This is a genomic window from Nocardia sp. NPDC050712, assembly GCF_040654295.1.
Taxonomy (GTDB): Bacteria; Actinomycetota; Actinomycetes; order Mycobacteriales; family Mycobacteriaceae; genus Nocardia.
Genome location: NZ_JBFAHT010000002.1, coordinates 1,117,980 through 1,134,796, shown reverse-complemented (window position 1 = coordinate 1,134,796; position 16,817 = coordinate 1,117,980). Strand labels below are relative to the sequence as shown.

Annotated in this window: 19 protein-coding genes; 10 read left to right on the top strand and 9 right to left on the bottom strand. The window is 67.8% G+C overall.

From position 1 onward, the window contains the following. Nucleotides 1–2: 2 nt before the first annotated feature. Both AB0H76_RS15960 and AB0H76_RS15955 read right to left on the bottom strand, forming a co-directional pair. Complete coding sequence (locus AB0H76_RS15960; RefSeq protein WP_357323497.1) at nt 3–848, bottom strand: ABC transporter permease; 846 nt, start codon at nt 846–848, stop codon at nt 3–5. Between the two features lie 10 nt (nt 849–858). Further along, nucleotides 859–1,656 (bottom strand): ABC transporter permease, encoded by a 798-nt coding sequence (locus AB0H76_RS15955; RefSeq protein WP_357323494.1) that lies wholly within the window; start codon nt 1,654–1,656, stop codon nt 859–861. A gap of 204 nt (nt 1,657–1,860) precedes the next feature. Here AB0H76_RS15955 and AB0H76_RS15950 point away from each other — a divergent pair, with 204 nt between their 5' ends. Beyond that, on the top strand, nt 1,861–2,589 hold the full coding sequence (locus AB0H76_RS15950; RefSeq protein ID WP_357323491.1) for a VirB8/TrbF family protein: 729 nt from the start codon (nt 1,861–1,863) through the stop codon (nt 2,587–2,589). Then, nucleotides 2,586–3,116 (top strand): twin-arginine translocation pathway signal, encoded by a 531-nt coding sequence (locus AB0H76_RS15945; RefSeq protein WP_357323488.1) that lies wholly within the window; start codon nt 2,586–2,588, stop codon nt 3,114–3,116. The genes AB0H76_RS15950 and AB0H76_RS15945 overlap by 4 nt, the downstream gene beginning before the upstream one ends. On the opposite strand, the gene AB0H76_RS15940 is transcribed toward AB0H76_RS15945, so the two are convergent. Next, nucleotides 3,117–3,719, bottom strand: a complete 603-nt coding sequence (locus tag AB0H76_RS15940) for a helix-turn-helix domain-containing protein (protein ID WP_357323486.1) — start codon at nt 3,717–3,719, stop codon at nt 3,117–3,119. A gap of 155 nt (nt 3,720–3,874) precedes the next feature. Here AB0H76_RS15940 and AB0H76_RS15935 point away from each other — a divergent pair, with 155 nt between their 5' ends. From AB0H76_RS15935 to AB0H76_RS15925, 3 genes are read left to right on the top strand one after another with little or no spacing between them, the layout of a single operon-like run. Then, nucleotides 3,875–5,047: a spirocyclase AveC family protein gene (locus tag AB0H76_RS15935; protein WP_357323483.1), complete on the top strand. Its 1,173-nt coding sequence runs from the start codon at nt 3,875–3,877 to the stop codon at nt 5,045–5,047. 1 nt (nt 5,048) lies between these two features. Continuing rightward, entirely contained in the window at nt 5,049–5,873 is an 825-nt protein-coding gene (locus tag AB0H76_RS15930; protein WP_357323480.1) for an AAA family ATPase, read from the top strand. Further along, nucleotides 5,870–7,552 (top strand): VWA domain-containing protein, encoded by a 1,683-nt coding sequence (locus AB0H76_RS15925; RefSeq protein WP_357323477.1) that lies wholly within the window; start codon nt 5,870–5,872, stop codon nt 7,550–7,552. The genes AB0H76_RS15930 and AB0H76_RS15925 overlap by 4 nt, the downstream gene beginning before the upstream one ends. Before the next feature lie 8 nt (nt 7,553–7,560). Here AB0H76_RS15925 and AB0H76_RS15920 read toward each other — a convergent pair whose 3' ends face one another. Continuing rightward, entirely contained in the window at nt 7,561–8,844 is a 1,284-nt protein-coding gene (locus AB0H76_RS15920; RefSeq protein WP_357323474.1) for a lipase family protein, read from the bottom strand. Nucleotides 8,845–9,126: 282 nt separating this feature from the next. On the opposite strand from AB0H76_RS15920, the gene AB0H76_RS15915 reads away from it, so the two are divergent. Together AB0H76_RS15915 and AB0H76_RS15910 are read left to right on the top strand one after the other, a co-directional pair. Next, nucleotides 9,127–10,644, top strand: coding sequence for an aldehyde dehydrogenase (NADP(+)) (locus tag AB0H76_RS15915; protein WP_357323471.1), 1,518 nt, complete (start codon nt 9,127–9,129; stop codon nt 10,642–10,644). A 123-nt stretch (nt 10,645–10,767) separates the two neighbouring features. After that, nucleotides 10,768–11,328, top strand: coding sequence for a hypothetical protein (locus tag AB0H76_RS15910; protein ID WP_357323469.1), 561 nt, complete (start codon nt 10,768–10,770; stop codon nt 11,326–11,328). A 4-nt stretch (nt 11,329–11,332) separates the two neighbouring features. Here the strand turns inward: AB0H76_RS15910 and AB0H76_RS15905 are convergent, their stop codons facing one another. Beyond that, nucleotides 11,333–11,905: a helix-turn-helix domain-containing protein gene (locus tag AB0H76_RS15905; RefSeq protein WP_357323466.1), complete on the bottom strand. Its 573-nt coding sequence runs from the start codon at nt 11,903–11,905 to the stop codon at nt 11,333–11,335. A gap of 86 nt (nt 11,906–11,991) precedes the next feature. On the opposite strand from AB0H76_RS15905, the gene AB0H76_RS15900 reads away from it, so the two are divergent. The 3 genes from AB0H76_RS15900 (at nt 11,992) to AB0H76_RS15890 (ending at nt 14,412) form a co-directional block, all read left to right on the top strand. Then, nucleotides 11,992–12,873 (top strand): SDR family oxidoreductase, encoded by an 882-nt coding sequence (locus tag AB0H76_RS15900; protein ID WP_357323463.1) that lies wholly within the window; start codon nt 11,992–11,994, stop codon nt 12,871–12,873. Between the two features lie 154 nt (nt 12,874–13,027). Beyond that, nucleotides 13,028–13,444: a transcriptional regulator gene (locus AB0H76_RS15895; RefSeq protein WP_357323460.1), complete on the top strand. Its 417-nt coding sequence runs from the start codon at nt 13,028–13,030 to the stop codon at nt 13,442–13,444. 17 nt (nt 13,445–13,461) lie between these two features. Continuing rightward, entirely contained in the window at nt 13,462–14,412 is a 951-nt protein-coding gene (locus AB0H76_RS15890) for a carbon-nitrogen hydrolase family protein (RefSeq protein ID WP_357323458.1), read from the top strand. A 63-nt stretch (nt 14,413–14,475) separates the two neighbouring features. Here AB0H76_RS15890 and AB0H76_RS15885 read toward each other — a convergent pair whose 3' ends face one another. From AB0H76_RS15885 to AB0H76_RS15870, 4 genes are read right to left on the bottom strand one after another with little or no spacing between them, the layout of a single operon-like run. Continuing rightward, complete coding sequence (locus AB0H76_RS15885) at nt 14,476–15,510, bottom strand: MFS transporter (protein WP_357323455.1); 1,035 nt, start codon at nt 15,508–15,510, stop codon at nt 14,476–14,478. Between the two features lie 24 nt (nt 15,511–15,534). Further along, the gene (locus AB0H76_RS15880) at nt 15,535–16,119 is read right to left on the bottom strand and encodes a GNAT family N-acetyltransferase (RefSeq protein WP_357323452.1); all 585 of its coding nucleotides are present in this window, start codon (nt 16,117–16,119) and stop codon (nt 15,535–15,537) included. Continuing rightward, a complete protein-coding gene (locus AB0H76_RS15875; RefSeq protein ID WP_357323449.1) occupies nt 16,116–16,439 on the bottom strand; it encodes a DUF1330 domain-containing protein in 324 nt (107 codons plus the stop codon). Before AB0H76_RS15875 ends, AB0H76_RS15880 begins: the two co-directional genes overlap by 4 nt. A gap of 15 nt (nt 16,440–16,454) precedes the next feature. After that, nucleotides 16,455–16,754, bottom strand: a complete 300-nt coding sequence (locus AB0H76_RS15870) for a hypothetical protein (RefSeq protein ID WP_357323446.1) — start codon at nt 16,752–16,754, stop codon at nt 16,455–16,457. Nucleotides 16,755–16,817: the final 63 nt, after the last annotated feature.

Sequence of the window (16,817 nt, the reverse complement as noted above, 5' to 3'; positions counted from 1 at the left end):
CCCTAGCCGGACAGATTGAAATTACCGTTGGCGCCGTACACCGCCAGCGAGACGAGCAGCGTGATCGACACGACCGCGATGAGCGACGTGCGCACCGCGTTGCCCACCGCGGTACCAACCCCGGACGGCCCGCCGCTGGCGAAGAAGCCGAAGTAGGTGTGGATCAGCAGAATCGCCAGCCCCATCAGTGCCGCCTGGGCGAACGACCACACCAGATCGATCGGATTGAGAAAGGTCGAGAAGTAGTGGTCGTACAGCCCGGCGGACTGGCCGAGCAGGAACACCGTGGTGAACCGGCTCGCGATGAACGAGGCGATGACCGCCAGCGCGTACAGCGGTGTTATCGCGATCATCCCGGCCACGATCCGGGTGCCGACCAGGTAGGTGATCGGTTCGATGGCCAGCGCTTCGAGGGCGTCGATCTCCTCGTTGATGCGCATGGCGCCCAATTGCGCCGTCGCGCCGGCGCCGAAGGTGGCGGCCAAGCCGATCCCCGCGACCACCGGGGCCGAGATCCGGACGTTGATGAACGCCGAGAGGAATCCGGTGAGCGCCTCGATGCCGATATTGCCCAGCGAGCTGTACCCCTGCACCGCCAGGGTGCCGCCGGTCGCCAGGGTCAGGAATCCCACGATCACGACCGTGCCGCCGAAGACCGCCAAAGCGCCCGCGCCCATGCTGATCTCGGCGATCAGGCGGATCGTCTCGCGGCGGTAGTGGACGGCGGCGAACGGTGCGCGGGTGAGCGCTTTGACGTAGAAGATCAGGTGATCGCCGATGCCGCTCAGGATCTCGAGGGGCCGGCGCGCGCGGCGCACCGCGCGTGGGTATCTGGCTGCGATGGTCATGGCGTGTCCCTCATCTCGCCGTCATCTGAATGCCGATGGCGGTGACGACGACGTTGATGACGAACAGCGACATGAACGCGTAGACGACGGTTTCGTTGACCGCGTTCCCGACCGCCTTGGCGCCGCCCGTCACGATCAGCCCCCGATAGCAGGCGACCAGGCCTGCGACGACGCCGAACAGCAGCGCCTTGACCGACGAGATCAGCACTTCGTTCACCCCGGTGAGCAAGGTGATCCCGGCGGCGAAGGCGCCCGGGTTGACGTCCTGGACGAAGACCGAGAAGACATAGCCGCCCAGGATTCCGATGACGCAGACCAGATTGTTCAGCAGGAACGCCACCAATCCGGAGGCGAGCATGCGCGGGGTGACCAGGCGCTGCACCGGATTGATGCCCAGCACCTGCATCGCGTCTATCTCCTCGCGGATAGTGCGCGAGCCCAGGTCCGCGCACATGGCGGTGGCTCCGGATCCGGCCACGATCAGCACCGTCACCATGGGCCCGACCTGGGTCACCGCGCCGAAAGCCGCTCCCGCGCCGCTCAGATCGGCGGCGCCGAGTTCGCGCAGCAGGATATTGAGGGTGAAGCTGACCAGCACGGTGAACGGAATCGCCACCAGCAGGGTCGGCACCATCGATACCCGCACGATGAACCAGGACTGCTCCAGGAACTCCCGGGTCTGGAACGGCCGGCGGAACGCGAATCGCACGGCGTCCGAGGACATCGCGAACAATCCGCCGACCGTCTGCAGGACACCTGAGCCGCGCCGGGACAGTCCCGGAGACCAGCTCCGAACTCTGGCCGCCATGCTCCACCGGTCTTCCACTCAGGTGAGGAAATGTGATTCTCGTCTATGACGAAGGTTACATGTCAAAAACGATAACGCAATACTCGTCAGATCTTCCGAATCGTTCTCATACCTCTCCGAGTGTGAGCTCAAAATGGTCGGGACGCGGCACTTTTGGTGATAACGTCGTTCTCGCCAGCAAAGAAGCAACGGTTTGGAAGTGCCATGAAGGATCTCGCGGATCCAGACACCGACGTGGGCGCGCTGCGGTTGGCCGCCGACGAAGCCCAAGCGGTCGCGGAAGAGGCCGAGGCCGCCGCACAGGAAGCCAAGGCCGTGGCGACGGCGGCGCGCGCCCGGGCTCGGGCCACCCGGCTCCGGCAGCGGGCCGAGGCCGCGGCGACGCCACAGGCGCAGCCGGAGCCGAGCGCCGAGGCTGACGAAACCGGCTCGGGGACAGCCGAATCCGGCCCGCCACGGCGCCGAGCACTGGTCGCCGCCGCCTTCTTGATGATCGCCGCGGCGGCGGGCTTTGCCGGCTACTCGGGGTGGCAGCACCACCAGCTCACCGAAAACGAAATGCGCGCAGCGGAATTCACCGCGGCGGCGCGGCAAGGGGTGCTCGCGCTGACCTCGCTGGACTTCAACCATGCGAAGGACGACGTGCAGCGCGTGCTCGATAATTCAGCCGGCGCGTTCCACGACGACTTCCGGGGCCGCGCCGAGGATTTCACCAAGGTCGTGCAGCAATCCCAGGTCACGACCGAGGGCAAGGTCAACGCCAGCGCGGTGGAGTCGATGACCGAGGACTCGGCGGTGGTGCTGGTCGCCGCCACCTCCCGGATCACCAACTCCGCGGGCGCGCAACAGGAACCACGGGTCTGGCGGCTCAGCGTCACGGTGTCGCGAGTGGACGGCGGGCTCAAGATATCGAAAGTCGAGTTCGTTCCATGATCACCACAGCCCGCGCGTGGCTCGGCCGCGCCCTGACCTTCTTGCGCGCCGCACCCGGAGCGGTCGCGCTGGCGGTATCGACCATCGCGGTCGTTCTCGCCGCCGCGACGCTCGTCTGGTCGCAGTATCTCCCGGACCGCCACACCGGCGACACGAACTCCGCGGCCGCGCTGGCCGCCGCCAAAGACGGCACTGTCGCCTTGCTGACCTACGCTCCCGAGACACTCGACCGCGACTTCGCCTCGGCGAAATCCCATCTCACCGGCGACTTCCTGACCTACTACGGCCAGTTCACCGATCAGATCGTCACGCCCGCGGCCCGGTCGAAGTCCGTCAAGACCAGCGCGGTCGTGGTCCGCGCGGCGGTCTCGGACCTGCGCCCGGAGGCCGCGACCGTCCTGGTGTTCATCAACCAGACCACGACGAGTTCGGAGAAACCCGAGCCGGCGATGACGGCCAGCAGTGTGCGGGTCGCCCTCACCAAAGTCGAAGCGTCCTGGCTGATCTCGTCGTTCGACCCGGTATAGCTAGGGCAGCTTGATGACCGACAGGTACATCTCGAGCGTCGGGCGGTACAGGTCGGTGTCGTTGAGCTGACTCCCGAGTACCACCGAATCACAGGTGGCGATGAGCACGTGCGCGAACGTCAGCGGCGCGATCAGCAGGGTTCCGCCGATCCGGCCGAGGCCCTCGACGATGAACTCCGCCAGCGCCTCGACCACCTCCAGGCGCTTGGCCGCGACCCGTTCGCGCACTTCGGGATTGCGCAGCAGATACAGCGTGAACTCGTGCCCGAGCGCGGCCTGCTCGGCCCCGCGATCGCTGCCGAGCAGGCGCCACCGCTGGGCGATCTCGTCGAGTTCGCGCGGGCCCACCTCGCGCACGGCCGACAGCAGCTCGGCGAAGGTATCGAAGTAGCGCCGCCAGTACCGATCACTCACCGCGAGGAAGAGATCCTCTTTGGTGCTGAAGTGCTTGTAGATGGCGCCCTTGGTGTAGCCGGCGGTGTGCGCGATGTCGTCGAGAGTTGCTGCGGTGAAGCCTTTTTCGGCGAACACCGCCTCCGCGGCGTCGAGCAGAAGCGATCGAGTATGCGCCAACCGACGCTCCGCTGTCCACCGTTCCACCATGTCGGCGAGTCTAACAGCAGGATCTGAGAACCCCATTGGCATCTCAGATACCCGTTGGTATATTGACCTGGTCGCACAGGCGGCGCTGATCCGCATCCCGCATCCGAGCGGTCGAGCGAGCGCCGCTGGACATCGATTCAGAAGGAGGCAGTTTCATGACGGAACTGTCGAGTAAGAAGACCGCTCCCCACGTCACCGAGCCACTCGGCGACACCGCCGCGCTCGGCACACAGGCACCGGCGAAGAGCACGCCGGTCCGGATCTGGGCCATTATCGGCGGCGTAATTCTCGCCTTCCAGCTCTACGTCTGGATCCGGTGGCTCACCGGCCCCAATTTCGAGCGGGTGCCCACCGGCCCGAGCGATCCACCGACACTGATGAAGACCGTGCTCGTCATCTGGACAGTCGTCATCATGGCCGGTCTGCCGGTCGGCATCTATTACTTCATCGTCCGGCCGTGGCGGCGCGAACGCCGGATCACCACCGACGGCATGCTTCTGGTGGCCTGCGGCCTGCTGTTCTTCCAGGATCCGCTGCTGAACTACTTCAACACCTGGAGTACCTACAACACCTGGATGTTCAACCGGGGCTCCTGGGTATTGGACGTGCCGGGCTGGCGGTCCTTCGGCGAACCCGGCGCCATGATGGCCGAACCCGTCCTGATGAACGCGCCGGGATATTCGTACGGCATTCTGCTGTGCACCATCCTGGGCTGCTGGATCATGCGCAAAGCCAAGGCGAAATGGCCGAATATCAGTAACAAGGGCTTGATCGGTGTCCTGCTGGTGTGGACATTCTTCTTCGACTTCGTCATCGAGGGCCTGTTCCTGATGCCGATCGGGCTTTTCACCTACCCCGGTGCCATCCAATCCCTGTCGATCAACGCCGGCACCTACTACCAGTGGCCGCTCTATGAAGGGCTCATGTGGGGCGGTGTCCAGGCCGGGTTGTGCTCGCTGCGCTACTTCACCGACGATCGGGGCCGGACCTTCGTCGAACGCGGACTCGAACGCATCCAAGGCGGCTTCGTGCGCCAGCAGGGCACCCGCTTCCTCGCGATCTTCGCGGCATGCAGCATTTTCTTCTTCGTCTGCTACAACATTCCGGCGCAATGGTTCGCCATGCACGCCGACCCCTGGCCGGCCGATATCCAGAAGCGCTCGTACTTCGATATGGGCATCTGCGGGGAAGGGACCGGGCGGCTCTGCCCCGATCCCCATTTGCCGATACCCGGCAAGGACACCGGCTACATCAACCCGGAGGGACAACTCGTTCTGCCGGACGGTGTGGAGCTCCCGAAAGTCGTTCCCTTCGATCGAGGAAATTGAGATGCTGACCAGTCGAACCGAGACCACGCTCCCCGCCGACTGGGACGCGACGCCGTTCTACAAGGCCGTCGGCAACGAAGTGGAGGTCTTTCGCGCGGCGGCCCGCCGCGGTCTGCCGGTACTTCTCAAGGGCCCCACCGGATGTGGCAAAACGCGATTCGTGGAGGCGATGGCCGACGAACTCGGCCGGGAACTGATCACCGTCGCGGGCCACGAGGACATGACCTCCGCCGATCTCGTCGGCCGGTTCCTGCTCAAGGGCGGCGAAACGGTCTGGGTGGACGGGCCGCTGACCCGCGCCGTCCGCGAAGGCGCCATCTGCTATCTGGACGAGGTGGTGGAGGCGCGCCAGGACACCACCGTGGTGATCCATCCACTCGCCGATCATCGTCGTGAACTGCCCATCGATCGCCTCGGCACCACCCTGCGGGCGGCGTCGGGGTTCCAGCTGGTCATCTCCTACAACCCCGGCTATCAGAGCGTCCTGAAGAATCTCAAGGAATCCACTCGGCAGCGTTTCGTCGCCATCGAACTCGACTTCCCTTCGGCCGCAATAGAAACCGAGGTGGTGGCGCACGAGGCGGGCATCGACGCCGGCACCGCGAGCGCGCTGGTCACGCTCGGGAACGCCATCCGGAATCTGGAGGGTTCGCCGTTGCGGGAAGTGTCCTCCACTCGGATGCTGATCCTGGCCGGTGGGCTCGTGGCCGGTGGGCTGAGCCTGCGCAGCGCGGTCCAGTCGGCCGTGGTCCAGGCGCTGTCCGACGACCGGGATGTCGTGCGCGCGCTGGGCGAACTGGTCGACGCTGTGCTGCCGCAGCCATGATCGCCGCCGACCCGAACAGCCCCGAACGGTTTCGGTTGCTCGCCACCTGCATTGCCGGCCGGCCGGTGGAGGTCGCGGCGGCCACTGCCGCCCATACCGACGGTCGGATCGTCTTCGTCACGGCCGGTCGGCCGGTCGCGCAGCAGCGCCGCGAAATGCTGGTCCAGAGCGCACTGCTCGCGGCGGGAAGTCTGGATCAGCGGTGGGTCAAGGCTTTACGGGGCCGGCCCGCGATCGCGCGGCGCTACCTGACACTCGAAGGATGCCGGGCGCTGGCCGAACTCGCGCACCGTATTCCGCTCGCGGCCGCAGCGTTTCCCGAGTCCGTACCCCATTCGGCCGGCAGCGGTGAATCACTCGAAATAGCAAGGGGCCGAGTGGCAGTCGGCGACCCTCCGGCATGGTTCGGCGTCATCCGGCCGTCGGCGATGCTGGCACCGGTCGCCGGACCCGGCACGCGGGCCCGCGCCGAGGAGCTGCGGTTGGAGTTCGATCTCCTCGACGTGCCCGACGACGAAACCGACGGCGACAGCGAGCAGTCCGGGGAGAGCAAGATCCTCGCGCTGTTCGAGAACCCGCTGTTCAGTTCACAGGGGCTGTTGGACCAACTCCGGAAACGGTTCGGCAGTTCGCGGGCGGCCGGTGACGGCTCGGCGGGGGCCGAGGCGCGGATGCGCTCGGTCCGGCGGGCCCGGATGGTCGGTCCCGAGGCCCGGCCGCTGCCCACCCAGATCCGGTTCACCGATGACGGCAAACCCGGTGCCGCCGTGGGTGTCGGCGGTGCACTGCACCCGGAGTGGGATGTGCACAACAACCGGTATCGGCCGGAGTGGTGCCGGGTGCTCGATTTCCCGCTCACCGTCGCCGCGGATATCACCGCCGCCGGTATCGCGCACGACGATGTCCTCCGGCGGCGCCTGGCGCGGGTCGGGCTCGGCCCCAAGGTCTTACGGGGCCGCCCCGACGGCGACGACCTCGATATCGAGGCGCTCATCGGCCTGTTCGTCGATCTACGGTCCGGTTTCTCACCGCCGGAGAACGTGTACCTGGAGCACCGGAAACTCGCGCGCAACCTCGGAGTCCTCATCCTGCTCGACGCCTCCGGATCGGCCACCGATACCGATCCGGAGGGCCGCACCGTCCACGATCATCAGCGCCGGGCGGCCGCGACGCTGGCGCTCACGCTCGAAGAGCTCGGCGACCGCGTCGCCGTCTACGCGTTCCGGTCACAAGGCCGGCACGCGGTCCACCTGCCGGCGATCAAAACCTTCGACCAGCGTTTCGGCGCGGTCGGGCGCGCTCGGCTCAACCAGCTGGAACCGTCGAATTACACCCGGCTCGGCGCCGGTATCCGCGGTGCGGGCGAGATCCTGAAGTCCGAGGCCGGGACCCAGAATCGTTTGCTGATAGTGCTTTCCGACGGAGTTCCCTATGACGACGGCTACGAGGGCCGCTATGCCGAGGCCGACGCCCGCAAAGCGCTCGAAGAGCTCCGCGTCGACGGCGTTGCCTGCCTGTGCCTGTCCATCGGCGCGACCACCGGCACCGACGACCTCGAACGCGTCTTCGGCTCCGCCGGCTATGCCGGCGCTCCGGCCCTGTCCGACCTGAGCCCTCGAATGGACGAATTGTTCCTGGCTTCGCTACGCGAACTCAGCGCGCCGAAACCGGCGCGCTGAGACTGCGATCAATTGATAGCGCAACCGGTTACGGGTTTATCGGCGAGCCGATCGAGCAGATAGGTGATCGCGTTGTCGGGGCCGAATCCGTCGATGAGCTCGGGGCCGAAATGGTTGGGGATCGTCGCGCCGGGGAAGATCGGCGGCAGGTCGTTGGTGCGGAAAGTGACCGCCGCGCCTTTCGCGCACCATTCCTCGGCCAGCCGACGCGCCTGCCCGTAGGGCACGGTGTCGTCGTTGCGGCCGCTGGTGATCAGGACCGGGCTCGTCGGGGTCAGCCCGCCGACGTGCATATCGGCCAGTGCCCGCGCCGCTTCCGGCATGGCGTCGAGATGCTCGATGAGCGGGCGGCCGTCGCTGGTCAACGTGTTCGTTTTCAGGAAGGGCTGCCGGATGATGATATCGCCGACGCATTCGTTACTCAGCGTCTCGAGCATGGCGCGACCGCCAGGACTGGATACTCGGTCGATGGCCGTGTGCAGCTCCGGGTAGCGCGCCAGCAGTCCGTTGATCGCGAAGCCGATCGCGCCGCCGATGAGTGCGCCGTCGATACGTTGCAGGATCGCGGCCAGATCGGCGACCGGCCCACCGGCCCAGGTGCCCTTGAGGTTCAGCTCCGGCGCGTACACCGGCTGCATCTCGGCGGCACCCGCCGTCGCCCCGCCGCCCTGCGAATACCCCCAGAACACCACGGGGGTTTCAGGTCCGGCATTACCCAGCCGATGCGCCGCGCGCGCACCGTCGAGGACGGCGTGGGCGCCTTCGATCCGGTTGGCGAAGGTGTGGATACCCGGCGTTCCGAGACCGATGTAGTCGGTCACCAGCACCCGCGCACCGAGGGCGCTCCAGACCGCGGCGGCCGGGGCTTCCTGATTCGCCGACAGCGACACCGACGGATCCGCGGTGACGGTGAGGCCGGTCGAGAACGCCACCGACATGGCGCATTGATCACCCTGACCGGCGGTGCCGGGCCCGATGACGATGGTCGGCCGCGGTCCCGGTCCCTGCCAGGGTCCGGGCGGCTCGATATAGGTGCCGGTCACCGCGGCCGGCGAACCGTCCTGGTACTGCGTGGTGTACATGACGTGCTGAGCCTGAATCGGCCAGCCGGTCGCGCCGGGCGGTGCCGCGAACACGGTCATCGGGGCGGTCTTGATCACCGCGCCCGGCTCCGCGGAGAACTGCGCGGGCGGGGTATAGAACGCGCTCACCGGCGCGGCCGCCGCTTCCGGTGCAGGCCCGGACCCCACCGCGACCACCGTCGCACCGGCCACCGCCGCCGCGATCGCCATCCGCCCCACGGGTGTCGCCCAACTCCGGGTAGCACGCCGAAAATACCGCTGCATAGCCAACTCTCTTCGATTCCATCCGGGCGCCTGGGTGTTCTGAACCACATGCCACAAGCCGGAGCGGCCCCCGTCACAGCCGAGCCACCTGACAGTAACACGGTTACTGACGGTTCCGGCCGCGCCCTGGTTACGCGTTGAGGCCGGACCCTGGTAGGCAGGATCGTGCCGCCCGGTTCGTTTGCCCGGACGTGCCATGGATCGAGGAATACGAGCAGGAGTGACGCGATGACGGCAGTGACGGTCTGGAGCATCGATCCACGCACCGGCGAACGCCGGGGCGAAATCGCCACGGAGGCACAGCCGTCCGACGTCGACCGCGTCGTGCGCGCCGCGCAGGCGACCTCCCCCGCGCTCGAAGATCGCGGCCGCCGAGCGCTTTTCCTGCGCACGGCCGCCCGCGAACTCACCGCCGACTCCGCCGCACTGGCCGAATTGGCCGATGCCGAAACCGCTTTGGGCCGGATCCGACTCGTCGGCGAGATCGGCCGAACCGCCGGACAGCTGCTGGCCTTCGCCGACGTGGTCGAGGCCGGGGCGTTCCTCGACATCGCCGTCGATCACGCCGACCCGCACGCGACACCGCCCACACCGGATCTGCGCCGCTACAAGATTCCGCTGGGCGTCGTCGCCGTCTACGCGGCCTCGAATTTCCCGTTCGCGTTCTCGGTGGCCGGCGGCGATACCGCCAGCGCCCTGGCCGCGGGGTGCCCGGTCGTGGTCAAAGCGCATCCCGGGCATCCGGCGACCTCGGAGGCCACCGTCGCGATCATGCGCCGGGCCGCGCAGGCGTGCGGCCTTCCGGTCGAGGTGATCGGGCTCGTGCACGGATTCGACGCGGGACTCGACCTGATCCGCCACCCCGTTGTCGCCGCCGCGGGATTCACCGGCTCCGTGCGCGGTGGACGTGCGCTCTACAACGAGGCCGCGGCCCGGCCCACACCCATCCCGTTCCACGGCGAGCTGGGGTCGATCAACCCGGTGGTGATCACCGAGGCGGCGGCCGCCGAGCGCGCCGAGGCGATCGGCGCGGGGCTGGCGGCGTCGATGACGCTCGGCAACGGCCAGTTCTGTGTCAAACCCGGTCTGGTCCTGATCCCCGCCGGGCTGGACGGTGATCGCGTGGTCGAGGGACTGCGCGGTGCGCTGTCGCACTCGAAACCCGGTGTGCTGCTAGATCATCGAATGCGAGACGCCTACCTGCACGGCGTTTCCGGGCGGCGCGAGCTCAGCGGAGTCCGCGCGCTGACCGAGACTTTCGCGCCCGACGAGCACCAGGTTGTTCCGACCGCGCTGATGGTCGCGGCGGAGACCGTCCTGACCGATCCCACCCACGAACTGCTGCTCGAGGAATGCTTCGGCCCGACCACCGTCGTCGTCCGCTACAGCGCGCCGAGCGAAATCAGTGCTGTCCTGACCGGAGTCGGCGGCAGCCTGACCGCCACGGTCCACCTCGGCGCACAGGAAACCACCGACCCGGCCGGCCTGCTGAAAGAACTGACCCGCATCGCGGGCCGCATCGTCGTCGACGACTGGCCGACCGGCGTCGCGGTGAAACCCGCACAGCACCACGGCGGCCCGTACCCGGCCTCGACCTCCACGTCCACGTCGGTGGGCGCGACCGCGATCGAGCGCTGGTTGCGGCCGATCGTCTACCAGAACACGCCCGAATCGCTACTGCCACAGGAACTTCGCGAGGCGAATCCGCTCGCGCTGCCGCGCCGGGTCGACGGGCAACGCGGGTAGCCAGGCAGGTGGTCTCGGGCTGACAGCGTTTGCAGCGTGTCGTGGCCGGGATCGAGGCAGAATTCGGGCGGTGACCGATCGGCCGCGACGCCGACGACCGGGTTCGAGTGGATGAGGCAAGCCATGGAGATCAGTGAGTTCGCGGCCCGCAAGCTGGCGCGGCGGTTCGAGACGTTCGATTTCGACGGGGACGGGCGGATCGAGCGCGACGATTTCGAGAGTTCGGCGCGGGCGGTGGCCGCGGAGTTCGGCTGTGAACCGGATTCGCCTGCCGCGCAACGATTGCTGCACCTGAGCATGCAGCTGTGGGGGCGGCTGGCCTCGGCCGGCGATGTGAACATCGACAGGTCGGTCGATCTGGCGGAGTACAAGGACGCGTTCGCCGAGGGGCTGCTGGTGACCGAGGAGACCTTCGAGCAGGGTTACCGGCCGTTCCTGTCGGCCATCATGACGATCGCCGACAGCGACGGCGACGGCAAACTGAACGTCGAGGAGCACATCCGGTGGACGGGCGCTCTCATGCACCTGCCCGCCGAGGACGCCCGCGAGATCCACCGCAGGCTCGACGCCGACGGCGACGGCTTCATCAACACCGACGATCTACTCCAAGCCATCCACGACTTCTACTTCGACGAGGATCCGGACGGCGTCGGGAGCTGGCTGCTCGGCAAACTTCCCGACTGAACACTCAGGTGAGCGCCTGGCTCGCCGCCCGTAGTTCTTCGAGGGCGGCCAGCGTGTACGGCGCCAGCGCCGCGTCCGGCCCGGCTCGCAGCCATCGGGCGTAGCCCTGTTTGAACGCGAGAACACCCAACTCGCCCGCGAGGTGCGCGGTCGCCTCCGGCACGTCGCGGGCCCGGAGCGCGTCGGTCATCGCCGCGGCCAGGCCGACGCTCTTGAGCGCGTCGCGTTCCTGGAGTTCACTGTTCGCGGCGATCGCGGCTTGCAGGCGTGGTGCCAGCTCACGATTCATCGGACCCATTGCGCTAGAGGCCCGTTCGAGGCCTGCCGCTACCACTTGGAGCGGAGTCGCGTCCTCGGGCGCCTCGGCGATCCCCTGGGTCAGCAGCTGACTCAGCGCCTGCTGCCCGGCCGCCAGCACCTCTCGCTTGTCGGGAAAGTGCCGGAAGAAGGTGCTCCTGGTGACACCCGCGCGTTCGGCGATCTGCGCCACCGTCGTGGCGTCGTAGCCCAGCTCGGTGAACAGATCCACGGCAGCCAGCACGAGCCGTTCCCGTGCGCCGGGTTCCCATCGAGCCATCCGGCCATCATAGGTGATGGGACTGTTGTCTCATCGCGAGTACTATGGTGATGAGACAACAGTCCCATCACTTCCGAGGGAGAGACATGCAGGTATTCGTCACCGGCGGCACCGGGCTGATCGGCTCGACCGTTGTCGCCGAGTTGCTCGGCAACGGTCACACCGTCCTCGCGCTCGCCCGTTCCGAGGCGTCCGAGGCGGCGCTGCGCGCGGCCGGCGCCGAACCGATGCGTGGTGACCTCGCCGATCTGGACGCGCTGCGCGCCGGTGCCGCCCGCGCCGACGGCGTGATCCACCTGGCCTTCGCCAACGACTTCAGCTCCCCCGCCGCGCTGGCCGCGGGGATCGCCGAGGAGAGTGCCGCGATGGCGGCGCTGGGCACCGAACTTCTCGGCAGCGACCGGCCGTTCATCACGGTCTCGGGCACCCCGAACGCGCCCGGCCGCGCGTCCACCGAAGCCGATCCCCTGCCTACCGACGGTCCGGTCGGCGGTCGCAGTCACTCCGTCGCGGCGGTCCTGGACCTGGCCGCACGCGGTGTGCGCAGTGCGGCCGTGCGGCTGCCGCGCACCGTGCACAACGACGGCGGCGGCGGATTCGCCGGCCTCCTGACCGATTCCGCACGCCGAAGCGGGACTTCCGGCTACCCCGGCGACGGCACCCAGCGCTGGCCCGCCGTGCACGCCCTCGACGCCGCCGTACTCTTTCGCCTGGTTCTGGAAAAGGCCACGCCGGGGACCGCCTGGCACGCCGTGGCCGACGAGGGTGATGCCGTACGCGACATCGCCGAGGTCATCGGCCGCCGGCTGAGTCTCCCGGTAAAATCCTTGCCGGAGGAGAACTTCGGCCCGCTCGGCCCGATCTTCGCCACCGATCAGCCCGCCTCGAGCGCCCACACCCGCGCGGTGCTGGGCTGGCAACCCACGCACCCGAGTCTGCTCGAAGACCTGGAGAACATCGAGCCCTGAGCGCAGCGGAACACGTTCTCGGAGGCAAGATCGCGGGAACTCCGATCCGAGAAAACCCGACGCAACCGATCACCGCTGTTTAGTCTGGCAAAGCGCAGATCGTTGAACCAACAAGTTCGGGCGGTATGACGTGCGGAAGGACTGGACGACTTCAGTGGTCGACTTCGCGGAACGTTTGAACAAGCTGTTCGAGACCGTGCATCCGCCAGGGCGACCCGAGCACACCAACGCCGAGGTCGCCCGCGCGCTCACCGCCGCCGGGTTCCCGCTCTCGAAACCCTATCTCTCCCAGCTACGCGGCGGTCGGCGCAGCAAGCCCTCCGCCGACACCGTCGCCGCGCTGGCGAAGTTCTTCAAGGTGAAACCCGAGTACTTCACCGACGATATCTACGCCGCCCGGATCGACCACGACCTCGCACTGCTCGCCCAGTTGCAAGGCCACAAATTGCGCCGCCTGTCCAGCCGGGCCTTCGACCTGTCCGAGGAGTCGCAGAATCTGCTCACCGCGATGGCCGCGAAGCTCCGCGATGTCGAGGGCCTGCCCGCGATACCGCCCGAACCCGCCGAATGACCGAGGTGGAGCGCGAGATGCGGAATCAGACGCGGGTGGCGGCCCTGCAATTGGCGGCCGAGGTCGGCAACATCGATGCCAACCTGCAGATGTGCGCGGAGTTGACGACCCGGGCAGTGCGCGACGGAGCCGAATGGGTGGTGCTGCCCGAGTTCTTCTCCACCGGCGTGGCGAACCGCCCCGACCTGGCCCAGAACGCCCCGCCACCGGACGGCGCGCCGACCGTGCTCCTGCAAGACCTCGCGCGCACCCACGGCATCCACACCGCGGGTTCGACCCTGGTCCGCGACGCCGACGGACACGTGCGCAACGCTTACTTCCTGGTCGGCCCGGACGGTGTGATCAAGGGCAGGCACGACAAGGACCTGCCCACCGCGTGGGAAAGCGCCCTCTACATCGGCGGCACCGACGCGGGCCGAATCTCGCTCGGGGACAAGACCATCGGCATCGCCATGTGCTGGGAGCTGATGCGCACCCAGACCGCGGCCCGGCTGGCCGGACAGGTCGACCTGGTACTCGGCGGCTCCGGCTGGTGGAGCATCCCGACCCTGCCGCCACGCCCGCTGACCCGATGGCTGGAGCGCCGCAACAACATTCGAGCGGTCAACGCGCCATCGGTGTTCGCGGCCTACTGCGGCGCCCCGATGGTCCACGCCGCCCACTCCGGAGCCGTGAGCTGCCCACTGCCACTGGCGGGCATGGTCTACGGCGGCCACTTCGCGGGCGGAGCATCGGTGACCGCGGCCGACGGCACCGTACTCGCCGTGCGCCGCAGGCCGGAAGGACCCGGCTTCGCCATCGCGAACATCACCCCGGGCCGCCAGCAGCCCCGTCCACTGCCGGACCGATTCTGGCTACAGCAGCGTGGGGCGGTGGCCACGCTGGCGTGGGCGTATCAGAACCCGTGGGGGCGGGCCCAGTATCGGCGCAGCCATGGGCAGCAACCGTTTTCGCGTGCGTCCGGATAGTGCCAGTCAGGCGCGCGACCGACGAACACGAATCGTCCGTTCGGAGCTGAGAGCCCGACTGCCTCAACCCCGCGCCGAACCGGCCAGCACCAGAAGAAGTGCGAACGGCAGCGCGAGAGCCGCCAAGGCGAGCAGCACCGGACGCGGGCCGACCGCACCGATCAACCCACCTGCACCGGCGAGGCCGAGCATGCGGACGGTGGCCGTAGCCGCCGTGCTCGCGGCGAACACCCTGCCGCGCAACGCATCCGGCGTGACGCGCTGCCGCGTCGTCGCCACGACAATGAACCCGAGCGCTGACGCTCCATCGAGCACCAGCACGGTCGCTGCCAGCCACAGCGCAGCGTCGAACAACGCGAGCATGCCGGCCGCGCCGCCGTTGACCGAGAGCACCACGGCCAGCAGCAGCGGCCATCGGAGGATGTCGCCGAAGCGGGCAAGCACAAAGCTGCTCACCGGCCCGCCGAGACCTGCCGCGGACACGATCAGCCCCGTCGTGAGCGGTGTCAGACCCAGCTCCTCGTCGGCGCGTACCAGTAACGGCAGCAACGTAGCCGCCGCGAGCAGATGCAGATAGCACGCGCCCGCCAGCAGCACGGCTTGCGCCCGCTCCCGTCGAACCAGCCGCAACCCCGCCAGCACAGACTCGTCCTCGTCGGACTCCTCCAGGGCTGGAACGTTTGTGGGCAACCGGGCCAGCAGCACGGCCGAGGCCACGAAACTCACCGCGTTGACCGCGAACGCCACCAACGGCCCCATCGACCCCAGCAGCCAGCCCCCGGCAGCCGGCCCCGTCATCGTCGCCGCGGCGTCGGAGCCCTCGACAAGCCCGTTGGCGCGCATCAGGTCTCGATCGCCGACCAAACTCGGGAGATACCTGCCCGCCGCCGCATGAAACACCGCGTCACCGGTCCCAGTCACCAGGGCGAGCAGCACCAGCGGCAACTGGGCCGCCGCCCCGACCGCACCCGCGGTGACCGCGGATCCGGAGGCCGCGAGCACTGCCAGCGGCAGCACAACATCGGTAACCCGGTCACCGAGGACGCTCAGCGCTCGTGCGGTGAGGAAATGCGGCAGCGGGTTGCGCTGCTCGGTCACCGTTCCCGCAGCCGGCGAATTTTGCTACTGCCAACGATTCTCGAGAACCAGGACGTCGAACTGCGGCGCCCCATTCTGCCCTGGACGGAGGTTGCCGACACGCTGTGCGCCCCAATGCCGGTAGATCGCATAAGCATTCGTATTCGCGGGGTCCACCCGCCACGTCACTCTCGGTTCGGAGCGGCCCGCGAGCAGTGCCCGAAAGAGGATGCCGCCGAGCCCCTGGCCATGACACTGTCTGTCGACCATCAGCTCACTCAGGGCAAACGTTCGAGTTCCGTCCTCCACGGTGAACTCATCGAACGGCGGCTGGCCGGGAGCAAGTGCCAGGCTCGTCCACCAGGGCGTGCCGGCGGCCAACGGCCAGCCGAAAGCCTGTCCCACGGCTTCGTCGTCGATAGTGCACAGGACCATCGAAAAGCCAGGATTCAGGCAGTATTCCTCGAACCGCTCCATGAAGGCGTTCGTGGAGTCGAACGAATTCCCGTTGGCGATCGAATCGGCGTAGCCGCGGGCTTGCACGTCCGCGATGGTGTCGCGGATATCTCTCGACTCGATTGCCGAGTACTTTTGCAGCGCAATCTTTTTCGACACTTCAACCTCGCTCACACGCGTGACGAGGTCGATCGTATAGCGGGCCGCGCCGGAGCCTTCAAGCGGCGGGATTGGTACTCAGGTACGTCGTACCAGCGATGGGCGGTGGTCAGGTCGGGGAATTCGATCAGTACCGGGTAGGTGAGGGTGCGGTCGCCCTCGACCGGGTCGACCGCAGCTTGACCCGGCGCCACATCCACAGCGCGCTGTCCCCAAGGAAATCGAAGCCATGACCGCGATCCTGCGGAAACTGCGCGATGCCAACCTGCCGACTTGATCTCCGCTAATGACAGCGGCCCCACACCGAATGTTCCGGTTGCGGGGCCTCTGCACATCGCGCCTTCGAAGCTTTACTGCTGCTTCGACAAGTCACCGACGATGGCCTCGCCGTACAGGTCGACCAGTTCGAAGCCCCCGCCGGCGCCCGGGTCCGCACCGGTCGACAACGATCCGGAAACCAGCTGTGCCGAATAAACCGCCACGGGCACGCCGGTCTCGTCGACGGCGGTGATGCTCGCGGGTAGCAGAGTTCCCTCGCCGGCAACGAGGGCGAGCACACCATTCGCCTCACGCAGGCTCAGCGTGGCGAGGTCCGGGCGCCGGTCCGTGCCGGCCTCGGGTGCGGTGTCCGCGCCCGGTGCTTCGGACACGGAAAGCGGAGCGGATACGTGCTGCTCGTCAGACAAGATAGTGCCTCCTCCGGGCCGATCAGG